This window comes from Streptomyces sp. NPDC058401 (genome assembly GCF_042722885.1).
Classification (GTDB): Bacteria; Actinomycetota; Actinomycetes; order Streptomycetales; family Streptomycetaceae; genus Streptomyces.
Genome location: NZ_JBHXKA010000077.1, coordinates 15,757 through 37,898, shown reverse-complemented (window position 1 = coordinate 37,898; position 22,142 = coordinate 15,757). Strand labels below are relative to the sequence as shown.

Genomic DNA, 22,142 nt, shown 5'->3' with positions numbered 1-22,142 from the left:
GTCCGCCGCACCCGCCGGTGGCCCCGGCCGCGCCGGGCACGGGTCCGGCCGAGAACGCGAGCCGCGTGGCCGCCTCGGGCGGGCCGCTGTCCGCCGGACGCGGCGCCGCGCACGTGGGCATTCCGGTCCCCGCCGGGGACGCCGGAGCGGGCCGTGTGGTGGCCACCGGCGGCCCGGGGCTCGACCGGGGCGCTGCCGCTCCGGGGCCGGCGCCTGCCGGATCCGCAGCCGTCGGGACCGCCTCGCCGGGCGGGTCGCCGGGCGCCGCGGAGCCCGTACGCGGCTCCGTACTGGGCGCTGCGCCGGCCGGGTCCGTACGGGCCGGGACCGGCCGGGATGCGAGTGCCGCAGCCGCGCGCCAGGGTGGCCCGCGCCGGGGCGGCGGCCCCGAGGAGAAGTCCGACGGGGCCCGGTCGGGCAGCGGCGGGGCGCTCGCCAAGGCCGCCGCCGTGACCGCCGGGCTGACCGCCGCCGGGGCGGTGTTCGGACTGATCCGCGACCAGACCATCGCGCACCTCTTCGGAGCCGGGCACGACAGCGACGCCTTCCTCATCGCCTGGACCGTCCCCGAGATGGCCTCGACGCTGCTCATCGAGGACGCCATGGCCCTGCTGATGGTGCCCGCCTTCAGCCACGCCCTGGCCCGCCGGGCCGCCAGCCGGGCCGGGCTCACCCGCCAGGAGGCCCGCGCGCAGGATCCCGTACGACTGCTCGTGGGCGCCACGCTGCCCCGGCTGCTCGTGCTCCTGGCCGCCGTGGCCTCCGTGCTCATCGTCGCCGCGCCGCTCGTCGTGGGCGTGCTCGCGCCGGGGCTGCCCGACCCCGGGCTCGCCGTCGAATGCACCCGGATGACCGCCCTGACCGTGCTGTCCTTCGGGATCGCCGGCTACTTCAGCGCCGCCCTCAGGGCGCACCGCTCCTTCGTGCCGCCCGCCGCCATCTACGTCTCGTACAACGTCGGCATCATCGGGACCATGGTCGCCCTGCACGCCCTGTGGGGGGTGCGCGCGGCCGCCGCCGGGGTCGCCGTCGGCGGCGTGCTGATGGCCCTGGTCCAACTGCCCGCCTTCATCCGCAACGTGGGCTTCGGACCGCCCCGCGCCAAGGGCGCCCCCCGCTGCCAGCGCGACCGGGACCGGCCGACCCTGATCGCCTTCGGGGTCATCGCCCCGGTGATCTTCTTCGCCGTCTTCCGGCAGTCCCAGGTCCTGGTCGAGCGGTTCCTCGCCGCCTCGCTGCCGCCCGGCGCCATCTCGCACCTCAACTACGCCCAAAAAGTCGCGCAGATGCCGATGGTGCTCTCCCTCATGATCTGCACCGTCACCTTCCCCGTCGTCGCCCAGGCCATGGCCGGCGGGGAGCGCGAGAAGGCCCGCAGGCGCGTCGAGCAGGACCTCGCGCTCGCCTCCCTCGCCGTCCTCATGGGCACCGCCCTCGTCATCGGCTACGCCCCCCAGATCATCCAAGTCCTCTTCGAACGCGGAGCGTTCACCCACGCCGACACCGAGGCCACCGCCTCCGTCATGCGGGTCTACGGCCTCGGCCTGCTCGGCCACTGCCTCGTCGGGGCGCTCTCGCGGCCCTTCTTCTCCACCGACCGGCCCACCTGGTTCCCGGCCCTCGCCATGGGCTCCGGACTCCTCGTCAACATCGTCGCCGGAGCCTTCGCCGTCAGCTGGTGGGGGATCTACGGGATCGCCGCCGCCAACGCCGCCGGCATCTCCACCACCGCCGTCCTGCTGCTCACCGGCCTCGGCACGCGGATCATCGCCATCCAGGTCCGCCGGGTCGCCATCAGCATCGGCCGGCTCTCCGTCGCCGCCCTCGCCGCCTGCGCCACCGGCTGGATCGCCGGGCCGATGATCCCCGACCCGCTGGTCAGCGCCGCCCTCGGCTGCCTGCTGGTCCCGGCCATGTTCGGGGCCACCGGCATGGCCATACGGGCCCTGGAGGTCACCGCCCTGCCGGGCCAGCTCGCCCAGCTCACCGCTCACCTCACCTCCCAGCTCACCCAGAGGTTCCGCAATGTCCGCTGACACCGAAACGGCGCGCCCCGCCGCGGCGGCCCCCGCCCGCCGCACCGGCTCGCCGTGGGTCCTGATGTACCACTCCGTCGCCGAGTTCACCGATCCCGCCGAGGACCCGTACGGCATCACCGTCACCCCGCACGCGCTGGAGGCCCAGCTGCTGTGGCTGCGCTCCCGGGAACTGCGCGGGGTCTCCGTCGGCGAACTGCTCCGCGCCCGCGCCGCCGGACGGGGCGCCGGACTGGTCGGGCTGACCTTCGACGACGGCTACACCGACTTCCTGACCCGCGCACTGCCGCTGCTGCGCCGCTACGGCTGCACCGCCACCCTCTTCGTGCTGCCCGGGCGGCTCGGCGTGGACAACGTCTGGGACCCGCTGGGCCCCCGCAAGCCCCTCCTCACCGCCGAGGGCATCCGCGAAGTCGCCGCCGCCGGACAGGAGATCGGCTCGCACGGACTGCTCCACCAGGACCTCACCGCGGCCCCCGACGACGTACTGCAGCAGGAACTGCGCGGCAGCCGCGAGCTGATCCGGGAACTGACAGGGACGCTGCCCGCCGGATTCTGCTACCCGTACGGACACCTCGACGCCCGGGTCGTCGCCGCGACCCGGGCCGCCGGATACGGCTACGCCTGCGCCATCGACCCCGGCCGCCTCGCCGGACCCCACGCGCTGCCCCGCACCCACATCAGCCAGGCCGACGGCGGCCCGCGGCTGCGCATCAAGCAGGTGCGCCACCAGGTGCGGGAGCTGCGCCGGGCGGTGAACCTGTGAACCCCGGAAAGGTCCTGCACGTCATCACCGGCCTCGGCGTCGGCGGCGCCGAGCAGCAACTCCGGCTGCTGCTGCGGCACATGCCGATGCGCTGCGACGTCCTGACGCTGACCAACCCCGGACCCGTCGCGGACGGGCTGCGCGCGGACGGGGTCCGCGTCGTCCACCTCGGGATGCGCGGCAACCGCGACCTGGGGGCCGTGCCGAAGCTGGCCACGTTCATCCGGCGCGGCCGCTACGACCTGGTCCACACCCACCTGTACCGGGCCTGCGTGTACGGCCGCCTCGCGGCCCGGCTCGCGGGCGTACGGGTCAGCGTGGCGACCGAACACTCCCTGGGCGCGGCCGAGATCGAGGGCCGTCCGCTCTCGGGCGGGGTCCGGGCCCTGTACCTGGCGAGCGAGCGGCTGGGAGCCGCCACCGTGGCCGTGTCGGACACGGTCGCGGCCCGCCTGGAGGCCTGGGGGGTGCCGGCCGCGCGGGTCCACGTGGTGCCGAACGGGATCGAAGCCGTGCGGTTCCGCTTCGACGAGGGCGTACGGCGGGCCACCCGCACCCGGACCGGACTGCCCGAACGGGCCTTCGTGGTCGGCGGCGTCGGCCGACTCGTGCCGGGCAAGCGGTTCGACGTCCTGGTCCGGGCGGTCGCGGCGCTGCCCGGCGCGCACCTGCTGCTCGCCGGGGACGGCCCCGAGCGGGCGGCGCTGCGCCGGCTCGCCGCCGAGCTGGGCGCGCAGAGCCGGATCCACCTGCTCGGCGAGCGGGATCCGCTGGGCGACTCCACCGACGGGCGGACCCCGGGGATCCCGGCGCTGCTCGCCGCGATGGACGTGTTCGTGTCCCCCTCGCGCGAGGAGGCCTTCGGACTCGCGGTCATCGAGGCGCTGGCGGCGGGCCTGCCGGTGCTGCACGTCACCTGCCCGGCGATCGACGACCTCCCCGCGGCGCAGGCGCCGGGGGCGCGGCGGATCGGCACCGGCACCGAGGAGCTCGTCGCGGCGCTGCGCGGGCACATGGAGGCCGGCGCGCAGCGGCTGCCGCCGCCGGGGGTGGTGCGGCGCTACGACATCGCGCGGAGTGCGGCGCAGCTGCTGAACGTGTACGACCACGCGATGGCCGGCTCGCCGGCCGGGTCCCGGGTCGCTGCTCCTCACACGCCGGCGGGGCTGGATTCGGCCCGGGCCGGTTCGGGCCGTGCGGCGCCGTTGCCGGGGACCAGTCCCCGGACCCCTGCTCCTCAAACGCCGGACGGGCTGAGTTCGGTGCCGGAGGGGCTGGGTGTGACCGCGGTGGGGCGGGATGTGCCCGCTGCCGGTGGTGACAGTGGCTGATTCGACACGCAGGGGCCCGCACCGGGCTCCGAAGCAAGCATCCGTCCACCAGGAAAGAGGTACGCACATGGCGGACACCGCCGACCAGAAGAAGTCCACCCACCGGCGCCGGGTTCGGCTGCTGCCGGCGCCCGCGTGGTGGCCGCTGCCCGCCGCCGCGCTGCTGGGGCTCGCCGCCGGCGGGGCGTACGGGGTGCTCAAGGCGCCCGAGTACGCCGCCACCAGCTACGTCGTCGCGGTTCCCGACGACACCACCGAGCCGGCCACCGCCCTCGGCTTCGCCCAGGCCTACGCCCGCATCGCCACCAGCAGTTCGACCCTCGCGTACGCCCAGCCCCGCGCGGGCATCGGCGTGCAGCAGCTGCGGACCCAGGTCCGCGCCGAGACCTCCCCCGAGTCTCCGATGATCGCCATCACCGGCACCGCGAAGAGCGCCGGCGAAGCCGCCGACATCGCCAACGCCGTCGCCGACGCCCTGTCGCTGAGCAGCAACCAGGCCGCCAAGAACACCGGTGTGCAGCTGCTCCTCTTCAACCAGGCCGTCGCGCCCAGCGAGCCCGCCTCCGCGTCCCCCACCCTCAGCGGGGCGGTCGGCCTGTGCGCCGGCGGGCTGCTGGGCGGGCTGTGGCTGCTGGCCCGGCCCACCGCCGCCCGGCGTCGCGGCGAGGGTCCGGTCGCGGAGGGCGTCACGGAGAGCGCCGCGGAGACCGTCGAGGAGTACGCCTCGCTGCCCGCGCAGAGCGAGCCCGCCTCGGCCAAGGAGAAGGAGCCGGTGCGATGACCACCGGCTCCGCCGGGGCCCTGTCGGTGACGCTGTGTCGCGATCCCCGGCAGTTCGCCGCGCTGGAGGAGCCGTGGAACCGGCTCGTCCGCGGCTGTCCCACCGCCACTCCGTTCCAGAGCCACGCCTGGCTGCACTCCTGGTGGCTGTCCTACGGCAAGGACGGCCGGCTCCGCATCGTCCTGGTGCGGCGCGGGGAGGAGCTGGTCGGTGCGGCCGCGCTGATGCTCGTACACCGGCCGCTGCCGCTGCTCGTGCCCCTCGGCGGGGGCATCACCGACTACTTCGACGTGCTCGTGGCCGCGGAGCACGCCGACCAGGTGGTCCCGGCCCTGGCCAACGGCCTGCACCGGGCCGCCCGGGGCGCGGTCGTCGACCTGCGCGAGGTGCGGCCCGGGGCCGCCGCCGAGGCCGTGTTCGCGGCCTGGCCCGGGATCGGCAGCAAGCTCACCGACTCCACCTGCATGGAGCTGCCGTCCATGCCCTTCGACGAGCTGGTCAAGCGGATGCCGGCCTCCGGCGCCCAGCGGGTGCGGGCCAAGCTCCGCAAGACCGATGCGGCGGGGATCGAGGAGCACGAGGTCACCGAGCAGGAAGTGCCGCGCGCGGTACGCACCCTGCTGCGGCTGCACGAGAAGCAGTGGCGCGGCCGCGGGGTGACCCCCGAACACCTCAGGCCCCGCTTCGCCGAACACCTGACCCGGGCCACGCGGCGGATGGTGCGCGCGGGGGAGGGGCGGCTGGCCGAGTTCCGGCTCGACGGGAAGGTGGTGGCCGCCAACCTCACCCTGCTCTCGGGCGCGCTCAGCGGCGGCTACCTCTACGGCGCCGATCCCGACCTGCGCGACCGGAAGGTGGACGTGGCCACGCTGCTGCTGCGCTACGAGACCACCCGTGCGCTCGCCGAAGGCCGCCCGGTGGTGAGCTTCCTGCGCGGCAGCGAACCGTACAAGAACCACTGGCGGCCGCGGACCGTGGTCAACCAGCGCTTCCTGATGGCCACGACCGCGCTCGCGCCCCTGCTGCGACTGCACGAGTCGCAGGTGACGGGGCGCGAGCGGGCGGTGGACGTGCTGCGGGAGGCGCTGCCGGCCGCCAGGGACTGGCGGGCGCGGCTCAACGAACTGCGGGTCCGATGACCCGGACGCCCCGCCTAGAAGGGCCAGAAGCCGGACTCCTTGCCCCAGTCGACCTTGATGCAGACCGACTGCTTGCCGACCAGCTTGGAGAGCCACTCGCCGAAGTTGATCGGCACGCACCACTCCGTGCTGTTGACGGGCGGGGCGGGCGGCGTCGTCGGCTTGGGCGACGGGGACGGCTCCGGCTGCGGGACGAGCGGCGAGGGCGCCGGGGACGGCACCTCGGGGCTCGGCTTCGGCACGGCCGGGCTCGGGCTCGGGCTCTCCGGGACGACCGGACTGACCTCGGGGCTCGGGACCAGCGGGCTGGGTACGGCCGGACTCGGGACGGCCGGACTCGGGACGGCCGGACTCGGCTCGACCGGGCTGGGCTCGACCGGGACCTCCGGGCTCGGGACCACGGGCGAGGGCGTCGGGACGACCGGGCTCGGGACGGCCGGACTGGGGACAGCCGGACTGGGGACGGCCGGGCTCGGCTCGGCCGGGCTCGGGCTGACCTCGGGGCTCGGGACGGCCGGGCTGGGCTCGACGGGGCTGGGTACGACGGGGCTGGGTACGGCCGGGCTCGGGACCTCCGGGCTGGGGAGCACGACCGGCGGGGTGACGACCGGCGTCGGGATCTCGGGCGTGGGGATCTGCGGGGTCGGGACGACCGGCGTGGGCACCACGGGGGTCGGGACGACCGGGGTCGGGATGACCGGGTCGGGCCGCTGCGGGGTCAGCGCCTCGCGGAAGACCTTCGTCGAGGCCGGGTTCTGCTTGCACTGCCAGACGCCGTGCGGGCAGTAGTCGGTGATCGTGTGGTAGAGCGGCTTCTGCTTCTGGATCCACTGGAGCATGCGCCGCACGTACTCCGGGTTGTCCCCGTTGCGGAACAGCCCCCACTCCGGGTACGAGATCTCTTTGCCGTGTGCCCGCGCGAAATCGACGTGCTGCTGGAGTCCGTACGGCTGGCTGATCTGGTCGTCGAAGGTCCGGCCGGGAGCCTGGTCGTACGAATCCATCCCGACGATGTCGACCACGTCGTCGCCCGGGTAGCACTTGGTCCAGCCGATCGCGTCCGTGCCGCGGTTCGGGGTGAAATCGAACTTGAACTTCTGACCGGGCACCGAGCGCATCGTGTTGACGACGCGCTTCCAGTACGCCTTCCAGTTCTCCGGATCGGGTCCGCAGCGGTGGGTGTACGTGGTGCCGTTCATCTCCCAGCCGAGCACGATCACCGTGTCCGGGACGCCCAGCGCCACCAGCCGTTCGGCGAGCTTCTTGAAGTGCCGGTCGTACTGGCCTTCCGCGCCCGCCCGGATCAGCTGGGCCACCTGGCGGTCGGGGATCCGGTCCTCGTTCCGCTCCTGCATCGGCACGTTGAGGACGAACATCCGGTCGTCCCGCTGGCGCCGCCACTGCGCCCAGTCGTCCAGGAAGCTGACACCGCCTTCGATGCCGGCCCACTGGTCACCGGGCAGATAGGTGTGACCGACCCGGATCTCCTTGCCGCCCAGCCAGTTCGACAGGAACGGGATGCGGGCCACTCCGGGCGGCCCGTAGTCGAGGTAGGCACCCATGGCGATGTCGGACCCGGTGCTCTGCTCCTCGGGGGCCGCGAGGGCGGCCCCGGTGGCGAGCAGTCCGGCCGTCACCGTTCCGATGCAGGTGCTCGCCAGTCGGCGGCGTGGTCTGGGCATGGCGTCTCCCGAGCTTTCCTGAATCGGTGTGCTTACCAAAGACGTTAGGCATCACATCTGACGAATGGCCTGTCCGGTGACCTCCGCATAGGCCATTCGCACCTGCGCATCCTTCCCGCTTGGTCCGACTAGGTGAAAGACACCGTTCCCATGCACGCGCATCCCAGCCAAGTGCCCGCAGTTCTGCTCAGACTCGATCGGAATCCGTTCCACCACGGAACCCTCGGCGCCGTCAGATCCCTTGGGCGCACGGGTGTGGAGGTCCATGCCGTCGTCGAGGCCGGGGGAGGTCCCATGGGGCGTTCGCGCTACCTGCACGCCGTGCACCCCGGCCCTTCCGGCGGACTCGACCCCGAGGCGCCCGAAGCGCTGCTGGAGTGCCTGACCGGGGTCTCCGAACTGATCGGCCGTCCGGCGGTGCTCATCGCCATGGACGACCTCAGCGCGATCGCCGTGTCCCGCGTCGCACCGATGCTGACGGACCGTTTCCGGATCCCCCATCAGCCCGACGACCTGCCGGCGCGGGTGGCGGACAAGGCCGAGCTGTCGCGGCTCTGCGCCCGGTGGGACGTACCGCACCCGGAGACCGTGATCCCGGCGAGCGGGGCCGAGGCGGCGGAGGCCGCGTGGCGGCTGGGGCTCCCGGTGATCGCCAAGTGGAGCCGGCCGTGGCTGCTGCCCGCGGGTACGGGGCTGCGCAGCACCACCCTGCTCCAGTCGGCCGCCGAGGCGCGGCGGCTGTACGAACGCTCGGCCGAGGCGGGCAGCCGGCTGCTGCTCCAGCGGTTCCTGCCGGCCGGGCCGGACACCGACTGGTTCTTCCACGGGGCGTTCGCCCGCGGCGGGCGTCCGCTGCTCACCGGGTCCGGGCGCAAGGAGCTGTCCTGGCCGGTGCGGACGGGGCTGACGGCGGTCGGGCGGTGGCTGCCGGATCCGGCGGTGGAGGAGGCGGGCCTGCGGCTCGCCGAGCGGCTCGGCTACCAGGGGATCCTGGACCTGGACTTCCGCCGGGACGAACAGGGCGTCTTCCGCCTGGTGGACTTCAACCCGCGTCCGGGCGCGCAGTTCCGGCTCTTCACCGACGCGGGCGGCCTGGACGTGGTCCAGGCGATGTACCTGGACCTGACGGGTCAGCGGGTCCCGGAGCCCTCCGGCGGACCGGGCCGGGTCTTCGTGGCGGAGAACTACGCCCTGCTCGCGGCGGTGCGCGGCCGTTCGCTCCCGCGCCGCCCCCCGGCCCCGCCCGCCGGGGCGGGCACCGCGGCCGCCCCCGCGCGCCGGGGCCGGGGCCGGGAGCGCGGGGAGGTGGAGGCGGCGTGGTTCGCGGCCGACGACCCGATGCCGTTCCTGTCGATGCTCGCCGCCTTCCTGGGACGCGGTGCCTTCAAGGGCCTGCGGGTGCTGCGCGGGGTCCCCGAGCAGGGCCGCCGGACGGCCCGGGCGGTGGTCCGCGCCCCGCGCCAGCGGGGCCGGGAGCTGCCCCCGCCCGCGGCGGGGGCCTCCGGCGGGTCCAGTGCTTCCGGCGGGTCCGGCGCTTCCGGCGGGTCCGACACCCGGTCCGCCCCGCCGGAGGCCCCGGCGGAGCCGGACGAGCTGGTGACGCGGTGACTCGCTGACGCCTTAGGGGCGCAGGACGCAGGACGCAGGACGCAGGGCGTTGCGGCGTGCAGGTGGCAGGGGACGAACCATGAGGCTGGAGGGACTGCGGTGACACGGATGGACGACCTCGTGGTGGTCGGAGCGGGGCCGTACGGGCTGTCGATCGCGGCCCACGCGGCCGGTGCGGGGCTGGGGGTGCGGATCCTCGGGCGGCCCATGGCCTCCTGGCGGGACCACATGCCCGAGGGCATGTACCTCAAATCGGAGCCGTGGTCCTCCAACCTGTCGGCGCCCGACGGGCGTTACACGCTGGCCGAGTACTGCGCGGGCCGCGGGATCGCCGCCGAACACGGAACTCCGCTGCCCATCGGGACGTTCAGCGCGTACGGGCTCTGGTTCGCCCGGCAAGCAGCACCCCCGGTGGAGGAGGCGACCGTCACCGAAGTCACCCCGCAGGGCGGGGGTTTCCTGATCCGCACCGCCGAGGGGCCGCCGCTGCTCGCCCGGACGGTGGCGCTGGCCGTGGGCGTGATGCCGTTCGTCCGGTACCCCGAGGCGCTGCGGGAGCTGCCCGCGGCGCACTACTCGCACAGCAGCGGCCACCGCGACCTGACCCGCTTCGCCGGCCGCGAGGTCGCCGTGCTCGGCGCCGGGCAGGCGGCCCTGGAGACCGCGGCCCTGCTCGCGGAGAGCGGGGCCCGGCCCTGCCTGGTGGCCCGGCGCTCCCGGCTGAACTGGAACACCGTCCCGCAGCCGCTGCGGCGCACCCCGCTGCGCGCCCTGCGCGATCCGCACAGCGGCCTCGGCACGGGCTGGCGCAGCTGGGCCTGGTCGGAGCTGCCCTGGGCGGTGCGCCGGCTGCCCGCGCCCACCCGGGAGCGGATCGCGGCGACCGCACTGGGCCCGGCCGGGGCCTGGTGGCTGCGGGAGCGCTTCGAGCGGCGGGTCCCGGTCCTGCTCGGGCACCGGTTGCGGCGGGCGGTCCCGGTGGGCGGGCGGACCCGGCTCGGGCTGTCCACCCCCGCCGGGGAGTCCGTGGTCCTGGACACCGCGCACGTGATCGCGGCGACCGGCTTCACCCCGGACCTGGCCCGGCTGGAGCTGCTCGACGCGGGGCTGCGGGCCGCGCTGGTCACCGTAGGGGAGAGCGGGACGCCGGAGCTGAGTCCCGGGTTCGAGTCCTCGTGGCCCGGGTTGTTCTTCGCGGGGCTGCTGACCGCTCCCTCATTCGGCCCTTCCATGCGATTCGTGCACGGTGCCGGCTTCACGGCGGGGAGACTGGTGTCAGGAGTGCGCAAGCGTCTGGGGGCCCGTGGCCCGCTGACGGGTTCCACCGGCACGCCCCGGCCTGACCGGGCTCCGGCCGCCGGGCACAGAGCGTGAAAGCCGGTCACCACACGTGAGAGGTGTCGCGATGAGCGATGAGCGCGCACAGGGCCGGGGCTGGGTGAGGATCCCGGCCAGCCGTGCGGAGCAGCCCGGCACGACGAGGGCGGCGCCCCCGCACTCGTACGGGCAGTCCCCGTACGCGCCGGACACGTACCCGCAGGACGCGTACCCGCACACACCCGGCCGGCACGCGCAGGTCCCGTACCCGCAGGCCCCGTATCCGCAGGCCCAGTATTCACAGGCCCCGTACGACCCCTCGATGATCTACCTCTCCCTCGTCAAGCGCTGGCAGGAGGCCGGACGCACCCTTCCGGGGCATCCTGACGAAGAGTGGGAGCGGCTCATTTCCCAGCCGTGCTGGCCCGGCCGTTAGGTGGTGTGAGTCTCGTGGCAGCGGCGGAGCGACGCGACAAGAGACCGGAGGGCCCCGGCAACGCGGGGAGCACCGGGAGCACCGGGAGCACCGGGAGCACGGGCAGTGCCCAGGGCCCCCTCATCGGCCCGGGCGAGCGGCTCGCGCTCAACAGCATGGGCAGCTTCGAGTGGGACCTCGGCGCCGGGACCATGGACATGGACGAGGCCGGGATGGCGGTCTTCGACCTGGAGGGGGAGGAGTTCGACCACACCCCCGACAGCCTGGGGCTGCGGATCCCGGTCGACGACGCCGCGCGGCTCCGGGACACCGTCCAGGGCGTCCTGGACGGCGGTGAGGAGACGTACGGCCAGTACTTCACGGTGCAGCGGCGCGACGGCCGCGACCAGTGGACGCACACCCAGGGCCGGGTCCTGCGGGACGACGAGGGGCGCCCGGTGCGCATCGTCGGCATCGTCCGGGACGCGACGGCCGAGCTGGCCCACCTCACGGTGCTGCGCAAGCTGGAGTCGGCGCGCGCCCAGCAGGCGACCATCGTGCAGCGGACCACGGAGGCCCTGTCGCGGGCGGTGACGGTCGACGACGTGACGGCCACCCTGACGGGCGCGGGGGCGCTGGAACGGCTCGGCGTCGACGGGATGGCGCTGGGGCTGGTCGAGGGCGGCCACATCAAGATCATCGCGCTCAGCGGGGAGTCCCTGGAGATCCTCAGCGAGCGCAAGTTCACCCGGCTGGACGGCACGCTGCCGCTGTCGCAGGCGGTGCTCAGCCGGAAGGCACGTTTCGTCACCTCGCTGACGGAGCTGGCGGGCGAGTTCCCGCTGCTCGCCGACTACCTCAGCCGCATCCAGTACGACGCCGCCGCCTACCTCCCGCTCATCGCGCAGGCCGAGGCCATCGGCGGACTGGTGCTCTTCTACCGGCGCCGCACCGACTTCAGCCCCGAGGAGCGCAACCTCTGCCTGGGCCTGGCGGGCATCGTCGCCCAGTCGCTCCAGCGGGCGCTCCTCTTCGACCAGGAGCGCGAGTTCGCCACCATGCTCCAGGCCGCCATGCTGCCGCGGCGGATCCCCGAGATCACCGGCGGGGAGATCGCGGTGCGCTACCACTCGGCCTGGAGCGGACGCGAGGTCGGCGGGGACTGGTACGACGTGATTGCCCTGCCCCGCGACCGCGTCGGCATCGTCGTGGGCGACGTCCAGGGCCACGACACGCACGCCGCCGCCATCATGGGCCAGCTCCGCATCGCCCTGCGGGCCTACGCGGGCGAGGGCCATCCGCCCTCCACCGTGCTGGCGCGCGCCTCCCGCTTCCTCGCCGAGCTGGACACCGAACGGTTCGCGACCTGCATGTACGCGCAGGTCGACCTGGAGACCGGAGGCGTACGGGCGGTCCGCGCGGGCCACCTCGGACCGCTGATCCGGCACACGGACGGCCGAACGGGCTGGCCCAACGTGCGCGGCGGCCTGCCGCTGGGGCTGGCCACCGTCTTCGAGCAGGAGGAGTTCCCCGAGACCCGGCTCGACCTGGTCCCCGGCGAAACCCTCGTGCTGTGCACCGACGGGCTCGTGGAGGAGCCCGGCACCGCCATCACCCAGGGCATGGACGCCCTGGCCCACGCGGTCCGCAGCGGCCCGCAGGAGGCCGGGGCGCTCGCCGACCACCTCTCGGACCGGCTGTGGGAGCGCTGGGGCTCCGGCGACGACGTGGCCCTGCTGGTGCTGCGCCGGGCCCCCGACCCGGGCACGCACCGGGCACCGCGCATCCACCAGTACGTCCACCAGGCGGACCCGGAGGGGCTCTCCGAGGCCCGCTACGCCCTGCGGCAGGCGCTGCGCGACTGGGGCATGCCGGAGCTCGCCGACGACGTGGAGCTGGCGGCGGGAGAGCTGCTGGTCAACGCCCTGCTGCACACCGATGGCGGAGCGGTGCTGACGATGGAGGTGCTGCCCGAACCGGTCCGGCGGATCCGGCTGTGGGTCAAGGACCGCTCCAGCGTGTGGCCGCGGCGGCGCACCCCGGGCGAGGCGGCGACCACGGGGCGCGGGCTGCTGCTGGTGGACGCACTGGCCACGCACTGGGGCGTGGAGTCCCGGGGCGACGGCAAGGCGGTGTGGTGCGAGTTCTCCGCGGCGGGCAGCGCGGCGCGGAGCGCTCCGTGAGCGGGCGGAGCGTGAGCGGGCGGCGCGTGAGCGGGCGCCCCGTGAGCGGATGGAACGCGACCGTGCGGAACGTGACCGCGCGCTCACTTCGAGTTGTGGGGCGGTGGCGGCGGGGTGATGATGCCGCCATGGAACGGTTTCTGTGGAACCTCCCGTGCGCCGGCTGAGCAGGCGCGCGGTGACGGGCGTCCTGGCCCTGCTGCTGTGCGCGGCCGGGGCGGCGACGGCGGTGGACTGGTCGACCGGGCGTCCGGACACGGACCCGGGGTGTCAGACGGTGGCCTTCATGTCGATGACGGGCGAGGCGCCTGCGTGCCGTTGACGCGTCTGCCGTCGGCGGGCTCGCCGACACCCGGGTCCCGGTAGCGGCGGCTACCGGACGGGGCGTACGTGCGCACCGCGGGCGGCGGCTAGTGCCGTGCCGGGCGCCGCGACCCGGTGGACCTTTCCGGTCACGGCACTAGCGGTGGTCGATCACCTCGACCGGGTGGACGTCCTGCGCGACCGTGTCGATCGACCGGGGCAGCAGTCCGCCGCCGAAGCGGATCTCCTGCAGCTCGGCCTTGGCCAGCGCCTCGCCGGCGTGCACGGTCGGGGTCAGGCGCAGGGTGCCGTGCGCGGACCAGTCGTGCACCTCGCCGTCGCACTGGGCGTCGCCGCCGCCGATGCTGAGCCGGACGTCCTCCTGCTCGATGGTCGCCTTGATCTGAACCGTCCCCGAGGGTGACGGCGCGGCGCAGTGGTATTCACCGAAAAGGTGGATGGTTCCGTCGTGGGCGATGTGCGCTTCCGAAGATACGTAAATGTCACCGCCGTGAATGGCGCTGCCGTCGGGCACGGCATTCGCGGGGGCGGTGAATACCGCCGTGGCGCCCAGTGCGGCGAGTGCGGCCAGGGCCATGCGGGGGCCGGTCGTGGCCATCGTTCCTCCTGTTGGACGAGGTGTGCAAGGGGTTGCGGAATTCCGCCGGAACGCATTGTGCTGGCATATGGAGGTCAATGCGTTCCGTGGACTCGTGTCGGTGTGTGCAATTGCCCGCTCGGGCGCGTGAGACTGGCGGGAATACGTTCCCGAAGATCCCCGAAGGGATCCCGCATGCGTCAGTCCGCTCTTGCCACGGCCGCCCTCCTCCCGTTCCTGCTGTTCGGTGCCACGGCCTGCTCCGGCGCCCCCGAAGGGGCCGCGCTCGCCCCGGCCGCGGCCCCCGCCGTACCGGTGGACGACGGTGCGCCCGGCGTCGGGGACGATCCCGCGGCCGAACGCGAAGGGGTGGCGCGGGCCGCCTCGAAGGACGCCCATGTGGGTGACTCCGTACGGGTCAAGGGCCGGGAGGTGGGCCGCCACCTCCAGGTGGTGCTGGGCGCCTACGTCGATCCGGCGGTCAGCGTCGAGAAGAACTTCGCCCCGGCGGCCGGCAAGCGCTGGGTGGCGGCCTCGATGTCCTTCGTCAACGTCGGCGGGGCCTCGTACGGGGCTCTCGGGCGCATGTGGGCGCTCGACGGCGCGGGGCAGCGCCACCCGGTGGTGCCCACGGGCGAGCTCACGACCGGCAAACCGCTCGTCTTCGATTCCCTCTCGGTCGGTGAGCGGGCCGAAGGATGGGTGGTGTTCGAAATTCCGGAAAACGCGCGCATCGTGCGGCTCCAGTACCAGGACGCGAACATGCTGGCGAATTCCGGAGGTGGATTCTGGGCGGTCTAGCCCGCCCGGGTGAAACGGCGTCAAAGGGCCGGGCCGACGGCCACTAAGGTGCGGCGCATGACTTCTACCCAGGCCGAACTCGACCGCTCCAAGCTCGGCACCCTTTCGGTGCTCGCGTGGATCGGCGACCCCGAAGAGGCCCACGACATTCCCTATCTCCTCGCCTACATCCTCGGGGACGGTCCCGACGGTCCCGAGGCGAGCGAGGCGGCCGCCCGCGGGCTGCTGGAGGAGATCGGCCTGCCCATCGGCGACGTGGTGATGGACGGGGTCCGCAACCCGGCCTCCTTCCCGGTGCAGATCCTCCTGGAGGGCAACCAGATCGCGCTGACCCTGCCGGGCATGAACGCGAAGTGCATCGCCCCGCCGGAGTGGGTCAAGGCGGCGGCCGACAGCGGGCAGGCGTACTTCCTGTTCGCCACCCGCGCCTGGCCGGAGGCGATCCCCGGACAGCCGGTCGCGGCCGAGACGCTGCAGGCGTTCGCGGGTGACACCGAGGTGCTCAACCACAGCGCCCACGCCGTCCTCGCCGTGCGGCGCATCCAGCGCTAGGCCCCCCTCGCACCCCCTCGCGCGCCCGCCGCGCGTCGGCCCCCGCTCCGGCCGCCGGGCTCCCAGCCTGCTCGGTGGCCGGTCCGCCCTTCCCGGTCCGCTGCCCGGGGCGCCTTCCGGGCCGCCTTGCGCGCTGGTTTCCGCGCCGCCCGGCAAGATCCGAAAGAGACGGCCTACGGCTGTTCGAAGGCGAAGCGCAGCGAGCGGACCCGGTTGTCGAAGCTGGACCCGGCCAGATCCGGCAGGCCGACGGCGCGCAGCCCCACCGGGCGGGTCAGCAGCTCGCGGAAGAGCGCCTTCATCTCCACCCGGGCCAGGTGCGCGCCCAGGCAGAAGTGCGGTCCGCCGCCGCCGAACCCCAGGTGGGGGTTGGGGGAGCGGGTGATGTCGAAGGCGTCCGGATCGGGGAAAACCTCCTCGTCGCGGTTGGCGGAGGCGTAGTACAGCACCACCTTGTCGCCGGGGACGAACGCATGGCCGCGCAGGGTGTGTTCGGCGACGACCGTCCTGCGGAACTGGATGATCGGCGTGGAGTGGCGGATCATCTCGTCCACCGCGCCGTCCGCGTGCGCCTCGAAGTCCCCGACCAGCAGGTCCCGTTGGTCCGGGTGATCGGTGAGCAGGGTCAGGCCGTGGGTGATGGCGTTGCGGGTGGTCTCCACCCCGGCCACCATCAACAGGGAGAAGAACGCTCCGAGTTGGCGGGCACCGAGGGCATCGCCGTCCACGTTCGCGCAGACCAGGGCCGAGATCAGGTCGTCGGTCGGGTTCTCGCGCCGCTCCCGCCCGATCCCCGCCACCATCCGCTGCATCCGGGCCAGGGCCCGCAGTCCGCGCCCCGGCATCCGCAGCCGGGCCGTCAGACCCCGTTCGACGCCGATGTTCTCGGAGGCGTGGTTGACGCGGTCGGCGATCTCGGCGCGGTAGTGCTCCGGGATGCCCATCATGTTGCAGATGACCTCCAGGGGCAGCTTCGAGGCCACCGCCTCGACGAACTCCTCCGGCCGCCGGTCCAGTACGTCGTCCACGATGCGTGCCGCCACCGCGTGGATGTCCTCCTCGGCGGCCGCCAGCAGCCGGGGGGTGAAGGCCCGCTGCACGATCTTGCGCAGCTGCGCGTGCTCGGCGCCGTCCAGGTTGACCATCGAGTCCCCGAACAGCGCCCGCACCCAGCGGGCCGGCTCGGGCGTCGTCACCCCGGGCGCGCTGGCGAACACTTTGGGCAGCCGGCTCGCCTCCTGTACGTCCGCGTGCCGTACGAGGGCCCAGTGCCCGCCGCCTTCGGGGACGAACACGGGGGAGTCCAGGGCCCGCAGGCGGGCGAAGACGGCAAGCCGGTGGGCGGGGGGAGCCTGCCAGAAGGCCGGGTCGGCCAATTCCCTGCCGGGGGCGGGGGCGGGGTCCTGGCCGGGGCGTTGTGCGGGGAGTGTCATGGGCTGAGAACGGTGCCGGGGGCGCGGGGGTGACGGGTCCGGTGCGGCGCCGTTGCCGGGGGCGCCGCCCCCGGACCCCCGCGCCTCAAACGCCGGCGGGGCTGGAGGGGGCGCGGTCGGACAGGGCCATCCCGATCACCACCGTGGCCGCCGCGACCAGACCCGCGTACACGACGGCGTAGGTGCCCGTCCACGAACAGGCCAGCACCGCGAGGGCGGAGACCGGCAGGGTCAGCTGCTGGGCGAGGCCCCGCTTGAAGTGGCGGGAGTGCAGCAGCCAGACCATCAGCAGGAAGAGGGCGGACGGGACGGTGACGGCCGCGTTCGCGGCGAGCTGCGAGACGTGTGCCTTGCCGACCGCGTGCTCGACCGCGACCTCGATGCCCGCGCCGATCGCCGCGCCCGAGGCGAAGATCAGCAGGTGTCCGTACCCCCACGGGATCGCCTCCCGGTTGGAGGTCAGGTGCTCGTGCATCGGCACCGCGAAGTAGATCCACCAGGCGGCGAAGACGATGAGCAGCCCGCCCGCCGCGATGGGCAGCAGCTCGCCCAGCGCCTCGTGCTCGTCGAGCGCCGACTTCACGGCCACCGTGCTCGCCGAGATCGTCTCACCGAGCACGATGATCGTGAACAGGCCGTAGCGCTCCACGATGTGGTGCGCGTGCCACGGCGTCTGGTGGCCCCGCTCGGCCACCACCGGCACCAGCAGTTCCGCGGCGACCAGGATCAGGAACAGCCAGTGCTTGGCGTCGTCCGGGACGAACAGCAGCGCCACCCAGCCGGCCTGGCACACGACCAGCCCGGCCGCGTACTTCAGGGCCGCCGTGCGGGCCTCGCCGCGCTCTCCGGAGGCGGCCCGCAGCCATTGGGCGGTGAGCGCGACGCGCATGATCAGGTAGCCGATGACGGCCACCGTCCAGTCGTTCTCGTTGAACGCCCGGCCCACGCCGGCCGCGTAGACGAGCACGCCGGCGATCTGGACGAGCGTCGCGATCCGGTACGGCACGTCGTCGCAGTCGTAGGCGGAGGCGAACCACGTGAAGTTCATCCACGCCCACCACACGCCGAAGAAGACGAAGAAGTAGTTGATCACCCCGGTGCCGGGATGTCCCTCGGCCAGCGCGTGCACGAGCTGGGCGCCCGCCTGCGCGATGGCGACGACGAAGCACAGGTCGAAGAACAGCTCCAGCGGGGTCGAGGCACGATGGCCCTCGTCCCGGCTGCGGGCGGTCATGGGTACGTAAGCCAGAGCCATCCGCCCAGGACAGCAGTCCTGCGGGGCTCAGCAGGCGAGGCGCGCGGCCCTCAGGGCCCGTGTGCCCCGGGCGGACTCGTACCGGCCCAGGACGAGCCGGGCCAGGCGCGGGTGGTCGGCCAGCGGCTCCGAGACCGTCCAGGCGGCCGAGGCGTTCAGGGCGCGCGTGAAGCGGCCCGGGGCCAGCAGGTGCGTCGCCACCGCGATCCGCCGGTACCCGGCGGCCTGGAAGGCGGCCAGGGCTTCGTCGACCGTCGGTCCGGCGGAGGTGAGGTAGGCGGGGAGCACGGGGACGGGGGAGGCGCCGTCGTCGTCGTTCTCCAGCAGGGCGGAGAGCTGGGCCGCGCAGGCCTCCGTACCGGCATTGCCGCCCGGGCGGGAGGAGCCGGCGCCGGCCACGACCACCGCGTCGGCCCGGGTGTACGGGCCGCGGCGCCGCTCGGCCTCGCGCAGCCTCCCGTGCAGGGCGCGGGCGACGTCGCGCTCGCCGCTGAGGCCCTCGGTGAGCACGCAGCCGGTGCCCTCCAGGACGGCGGGTATGTCGACGCGGCGGTGGAAACCGTCGCCGAGCAGCAGGGGGACGACCACGGCGCGCGGGTGCTCGCGCACGACCTCGGCGAGCGAGGGGCGCTGCACGTCGAGGTGGCCGACCAGCGCGTGCACCCCGCTGATGGCATCGACGGCGGCGACGAGCCGATCGATGGTCGCGGCGGCCTCGGGAACCGCGCTGCCGTGGACGGCGATGACGAGCATGTGGTCTGCCTCCCTGATCCACCCCGTGGGTCCCCCTCCCACGCTAGGCGCCGTACGGGCCCCCGGCAGCCTGGCCAAGGGCCCGCGCGGCGGGCCGGAGGTCCTGTGCGGAAAGGGTCGTTTCCCCGTCCCCAGGGGTCCTTTTCGGGCGTTCGGGACCGCGGTGCGGACCTACCGTCGAAAGGTCGGAACGCATGCACGCGCGGCGTCCCCGCCCGGCCGCCCTGGCCTCCCGGAGACCGCGCGGCACAGGGACACACGGAGTGAGATCCATGGGGCAGACGCTGGTTGTCATCGGCCACGGCATGGTGGGGCACCGCCTGCTGGAGGCGCTCGCCGAGCGTGACGCGCTCGCCGACCCGACCCGCCCCGAGCGCGGCGGCTGGCAGGTCACCGTCCTCGCCGAGGAGGAGCGCCCGGCCTACGACCGCGTGCACCTGTCGGCGGCCTTCACCGGCTCCACCGGTGAGGAGCTGTCCCTGGTCGAGCCCGGCTTCCTGGAGAAGTACGGCATCGACCTGCGCCTCGGCGACCCGGCGGAACTGATCGACACCACCGCCCGCACGGTCACCGCCCGCTCCGGAGACGTGCTCGGCTACGACGCCCTCGTCCTGGCGACCGGCTCCTACCCCTTCGTCCCGCCGATCGACGGCGCCGACGCGGAGGGCTGCTTCACCTACCGCACGCTCGACGACGTCGAGGCCCTCACGGCGTACGCCGCGGACCCCGGGGTCCGTACCGGTGTAGTCATCGGCGGCGGACTCCTCGGCCTGGAGGCGGCGGGCGCGCTGCGCACGCTCGGACTGGCCACGCACGTCGTGGAGTTCGCGCCCCGGCTGATGCCGCTGCAGGTGGACGACGGCGGCGCGGCCGCCCTGCGGGCCACCATCGAGTCCATGGGCGTCGCCGTGCACACGGGCGTCGGCGCGGCCGGCGTGCAGATCCACCCCGACGGGCGGGCCCAGGCGCTCCGGCTGACCAGCGGCGAGGAGATCGGCTCCGACGTCGTGGTCTTCTCGGCCGGTGTGAGGCCGCGCGACCGCCTGGCCCGCGAGTGCGGGCTCGCCGTGGGCGACCGCGGCGGGGTCGTCGTGGACGGCCACTGCCGCACCAGCGACCCGTACGTCTACGCGATCGGCGAGTGCGCGCAGACGGTCGACGGCAAGGTGTACGGCCTGGTCGCCCCTGGCTACCAGATGGCCGAGACCGTCGCCGAGGCCCTCGCGGGCGCGGGCGAGCTGACCTTCACCGGGGCCGACACCTCCACCAAGCTCAAGCTGATGGGCGCCGACGTGGCCTCCTTCGGCGACCCCTTCGCCCCCGAGGGCCGCGACGGGGCCGTCTCGGTGGTCTTCTCCGACGCCCGCGAGGGCGTGTACAAGAAGCTGCTGCTGGGCCCCGACGGTGCGCTGCTCGGCGGAATCCTGGTCGGCGACGCGGAGGCGTACGGCTCGCTGAAGCCGCACGCCGGCCGGCAGCTGCCGGCCCCGCCGGAGGCCTTCATCCTGCCGTCGAGCGACGGCATGGCGCTGCCCGGTGCGGACGCGCTGCCCGACGACGCCGTGGTGTGCAGCTGCCACAACATCACCAAGGGGCGCGTGCGCGAGGCGGTGGTCGCGGAGTCCCTCACCGACATCGGCGGCATCAAGAAGTGCACCAAGGCCGGTACGGGCTGCGGCGGCTGCCTCGGCACGCTGCAAGCGGTCCTGGACGCCGAACTGGCCGCGGCCGGCATCGAGAAGCCCCGCGGACTGTGCGAGCACTTCACCCTGACCCGGGCCGAGATCTACGAGAAGATCCGCACCGAGCGCATCCGCAGCTTCAGCGAACTGCTGGAGTCCTATGGCGAGGGCGGCGAGGGCTGCGCCGTCTGCAAGCCGGTCGTCGCGAACGTCCTGGGCACCCTCGCCCCCGACCTCGGCATCGGACACATCCTGGCGGGCGAGCAGGCGGCCCTGCAGGACTCCAACGACCTCTTCCTCGCCAACCTCCAGAAGGACGGCACCTACTCGGTCATCCCGCGCGTCGCCGGCGGCGAGATCACGGCCGAGCAGGTCATCGCGCTGGGCGAGGTGGCCCGGGACTACGGCCTTTACACGAAGATCACCGGAGCCCAGCGCATCGGCCTCTTCGGTGTCCGCAAGGAGCAGCTGCCCGACATCTGGCGGCGCCTGGGCGGCGCCGGATTCGAGTCCGGGCAGGCCTACGGGAAGTCCCTGCGCGCGGTGAAGTCGTGCGTGGGAGCCCGCTTCTGCCGCTTCGGGCAGGGCGACTCCATCCAGCTCGCGATCGACCTGGAGCTGCGCTACCGGGGTCTGCGCACCCCGCACAAGTTCAAGGGCGGCGTCTCCGGCTGCCTGCGCGAGTGCGCGGAGGCCCGGGGCAAGGACATCGGCGTCATCGCCACCGCCAACGGCTGGAACCTGTACGTCAGCGGCAACGGCGGCGCGACCCCGCGCCACGCCGACCTGCTGGCCTCCGACCTGAACACCGCCGAGCTCTTCGCGCTGATCGACCGGTTCCTCATGTACTACATCCGCACCGGCGAGCGCCTGGAGCGGACGTCGGCCTGGCTGGAGCGGCTCGGCGGCAGCACCGCCGGCCTGGACCACCTGAAGGCCGTCCTGATCGAGGACTCGCTCGGCCTCTGCGCGGAACTGGAGGCGCAGATGGAGCGCCACGTATCGGCGTACGAGGACGAGTGGTCCGCGGTCCTGGAGGACCCGGCGGCGCTGGAGCGCTTCGGGACCGTGGACTTCGGGGCGGCCGCGGGCGCCGAAGGCGCCGCGCAGGCGCTGGAGCCGGGCCGCGGGCGGACCGCGGTGCTGCCGGACGGCACCGAGGCCGCGGTCTTCAAGGACCGCGCGGGCGAGGTCTACGCGGTCGGCAACCGGGACCCCTTCTCGGGGGCCGACGTCATCGCCAACGGCATCATGGGCTCGCGCGACGGGGTGCCCGTCGTGGCCTCGCCGATGCACAAGCAGGTCTTCGACCTGCGGACCGGCATCTGCCTGGACGACCCCGAGGTGTCCCTGCCGCTGGTGGACCTCAAGCCTTAAGGCTCTGCGGCCGCCGTACCAACGCACTGTGGGCGATGGGACCTTGTCCTGTCGCCCACACGACGTTCTCCCCTGATGGGAGGCCCCCCGGTAGGCGGACCCTAAGAAGGTCAGGGCTTTCAGCTTCATT

General features: G+C 73.8%; 18 protein-coding genes. 13 read left to right on the top strand and 5 right to left on the bottom strand.

All coding sequences use genetic code 11. The features are described 5' to 3' along the window. Positions 1 to 290: 290 nt before the first annotated feature. The 5 genes from murJ to ACFWNV_RS25655 all read left to right on the top strand — a co-directional run bounded on the left by murJ (position 291) and on the right by ACFWNV_RS25655 (position 6,053). Positions 291 to 2,036 carry a murein biosynthesis integral membrane protein MurJ gene (gene murJ, locus ACFWNV_RS25675; protein WP_383951432.1) on the top strand — a complete coding sequence of 582 codons (1,746 nt, stop codon included), beginning with the start codon at positions 291 to 293 and terminating at the stop codon, positions 2,034 to 2,036. After that, positions 2,026 to 2,802: a polysaccharide deacetylase family protein gene (locus ACFWNV_RS25670; protein ID WP_383951426.1), complete on the top strand. Its 777-nt coding sequence runs from the start codon at positions 2,026 to 2,028 to the stop codon at positions 2,800 to 2,802. Before murJ ends, ACFWNV_RS25670 begins: the two co-directional genes overlap by 11 nt. Then, positions 2,799 to 4,133 carry a glycosyltransferase gene (locus tag ACFWNV_RS25665; protein WP_383951424.1) on the top strand — a complete coding sequence of 445 codons (1,335 nt, stop codon included), beginning with the start codon at positions 2,799 to 2,801 and terminating at the stop codon, positions 4,131 to 4,133. The genes ACFWNV_RS25670 and ACFWNV_RS25665 overlap by 4 nt, the downstream gene beginning before the upstream one ends. A gap of 67 nt (positions 4,134 to 4,200) precedes the next feature. Beyond that, positions 4,201 to 4,914 carry a lipopolysaccharide biosynthesis protein gene (locus ACFWNV_RS25660; RefSeq protein ID WP_383951421.1) on the top strand — a complete coding sequence of 238 codons (714 nt, stop codon included), beginning with the start codon at positions 4,201 to 4,203 and terminating at the stop codon, positions 4,912 to 4,914. Beyond that, on the top strand, positions 4,911 to 6,053 hold the full coding sequence (locus ACFWNV_RS25655; RefSeq protein ID WP_383951419.1) for a GNAT family N-acetyltransferase: 1,143 nt from the start codon (positions 4,911 to 4,913) through the stop codon (positions 6,051 to 6,053). Before ACFWNV_RS25660 ends, ACFWNV_RS25655 begins: the two co-directional genes overlap by 4 nt. A 14-nt stretch (positions 6,054 to 6,067) precedes the next feature. Here ACFWNV_RS25655 and ACFWNV_RS25650 read toward each other — a convergent pair whose 3' ends face one another. Continuing rightward, entirely contained in the window at positions 6,068 to 7,735 is a 1,668-nt protein-coding gene (locus ACFWNV_RS25650) for a glycosyl hydrolase (protein WP_383951416.1), read from the bottom strand. 294 nt (positions 7,736 to 8,029) lie between these two features. Between ACFWNV_RS25650 and ACFWNV_RS25645 the strand changes: the two genes are divergently transcribed. The 5 genes from ACFWNV_RS25645 to ACFWNV_RS25625 all read left to right on the top strand — a co-directional run bounded on the left by ACFWNV_RS25645 (position 8,030) and on the right by ACFWNV_RS25625 (position 13,580). Beyond that, positions 8,030 to 9,343 carry an ATP-grasp domain-containing protein gene (locus ACFWNV_RS25645; protein WP_383951414.1) on the top strand — a complete coding sequence of 438 codons (1,314 nt, stop codon included), beginning with the start codon at positions 8,030 to 8,032 and terminating at the stop codon, positions 9,341 to 9,343. A gap of 108 nt (positions 9,344 to 9,451) precedes the next feature. Then, positions 9,452 to 10,717: an NAD(P)-binding domain-containing protein gene (locus ACFWNV_RS25640; protein ID WP_383951411.1), complete on the top strand. Its 1,266-nt coding sequence runs from the start codon at positions 9,452 to 9,454 to the stop codon at positions 10,715 to 10,717. A gap of 31 nt (positions 10,718 to 10,748) precedes the next feature. After that, positions 10,749 to 11,096 (top strand): hypothetical protein, encoded by a 348-nt coding sequence (locus ACFWNV_RS25635; protein ID WP_383951408.1) that lies wholly within the window; start codon positions 10,749 to 10,751, stop codon positions 11,094 to 11,096. A gap of 5 nt (positions 11,097 to 11,101) precedes the next feature. Continuing rightward, positions 11,102 to 13,258, top strand: a complete 2,157-nt coding sequence (locus tag ACFWNV_RS25630) for a SpoIIE family protein phosphatase (RefSeq protein WP_383951405.1) — start codon at positions 11,102 to 11,104, stop codon at positions 13,256 to 13,258. A gap of 142 nt (positions 13,259 to 13,400) precedes the next feature. Next, the gene (locus ACFWNV_RS25625) at positions 13,401 to 13,580 is read left to right on the top strand and encodes a hypothetical protein (protein ID WP_383951402.1); all 180 of its coding nucleotides are present in this window, start codon (positions 13,401 to 13,403) and stop codon (positions 13,578 to 13,580) included. Between the two features lie 138 nt (positions 13,581 to 13,718). Here the strand turns inward: ACFWNV_RS25625 and ACFWNV_RS25620 are convergent, their stop codons facing one another. Continuing rightward, complete coding sequence (locus tag ACFWNV_RS25620; RefSeq protein WP_383951399.1) at positions 13,719 to 14,180, bottom strand: DUF6299 family protein; 462 nt, start codon at positions 14,178 to 14,180, stop codon at positions 13,719 to 13,721. 174 nt (positions 14,181 to 14,354) lie between these two features. On the opposite strand from ACFWNV_RS25620, the gene ACFWNV_RS25615 reads away from it, so the two are divergent. Next, positions 14,355 to 14,960: a DUF4352 domain-containing protein gene (locus ACFWNV_RS25615; protein WP_383951396.1), complete on the top strand. Its 606-nt coding sequence runs from the start codon at positions 14,355 to 14,357 to the stop codon at positions 14,958 to 14,960. A 57-nt stretch (positions 14,961 to 15,017) separates the two neighbouring features. Then, the gene (locus tag ACFWNV_RS25610) at positions 15,018 to 15,512 is read left to right on the top strand and encodes a DUF5949 family protein (protein ID WP_383951393.1); all 495 of its coding nucleotides are present in this window, start codon (positions 15,018 to 15,020) and stop codon (positions 15,510 to 15,512) included. Positions 15,513 to 15,685: 173 nt separating this feature from the next. Here the strand turns inward: ACFWNV_RS25610 and ACFWNV_RS25605 are convergent, their stop codons facing one another. From ACFWNV_RS25605 to ACFWNV_RS25595, 3 genes are all read right to left on the bottom strand, one after another. Next, positions 15,686 to 16,945 carry a cytochrome P450 gene (locus ACFWNV_RS25605; RefSeq protein ID WP_383951390.1) on the bottom strand — a complete coding sequence of 420 codons (1,260 nt, stop codon included), beginning with the start codon at positions 16,943 to 16,945 and terminating at the stop codon, positions 15,686 to 15,688. Between the two features lie 85 nt (positions 16,946 to 17,030). Next, positions 17,031 to 18,200 carry a low temperature requirement protein A gene (locus ACFWNV_RS25600; protein WP_383951387.1) on the bottom strand — a complete coding sequence of 390 codons (1,170 nt, stop codon included), beginning with the start codon at positions 18,198 to 18,200 and terminating at the stop codon, positions 17,031 to 17,033. 27 nt (positions 18,201 to 18,227) lie between these two features. Continuing rightward, entirely contained in the window at positions 18,228 to 18,953 is a 726-nt protein-coding gene (locus ACFWNV_RS25595) for a sirohydrochlorin chelatase (protein ID WP_383951384.1), read from the bottom strand. Between the two features lie 272 nt (positions 18,954 to 19,225). Between ACFWNV_RS25595 and nirB the strand changes: the two genes are divergently transcribed. Beyond that, positions 19,226 to 22,012, top strand: coding sequence for a nitrite reductase large subunit NirB (gene nirB / locus ACFWNV_RS25590; protein WP_383951382.1), 2,787 nt, complete (start codon positions 19,226 to 19,228; stop codon positions 22,010 to 22,012). Positions 22,013 to 22,142 lie beyond the last annotated feature (130 nt).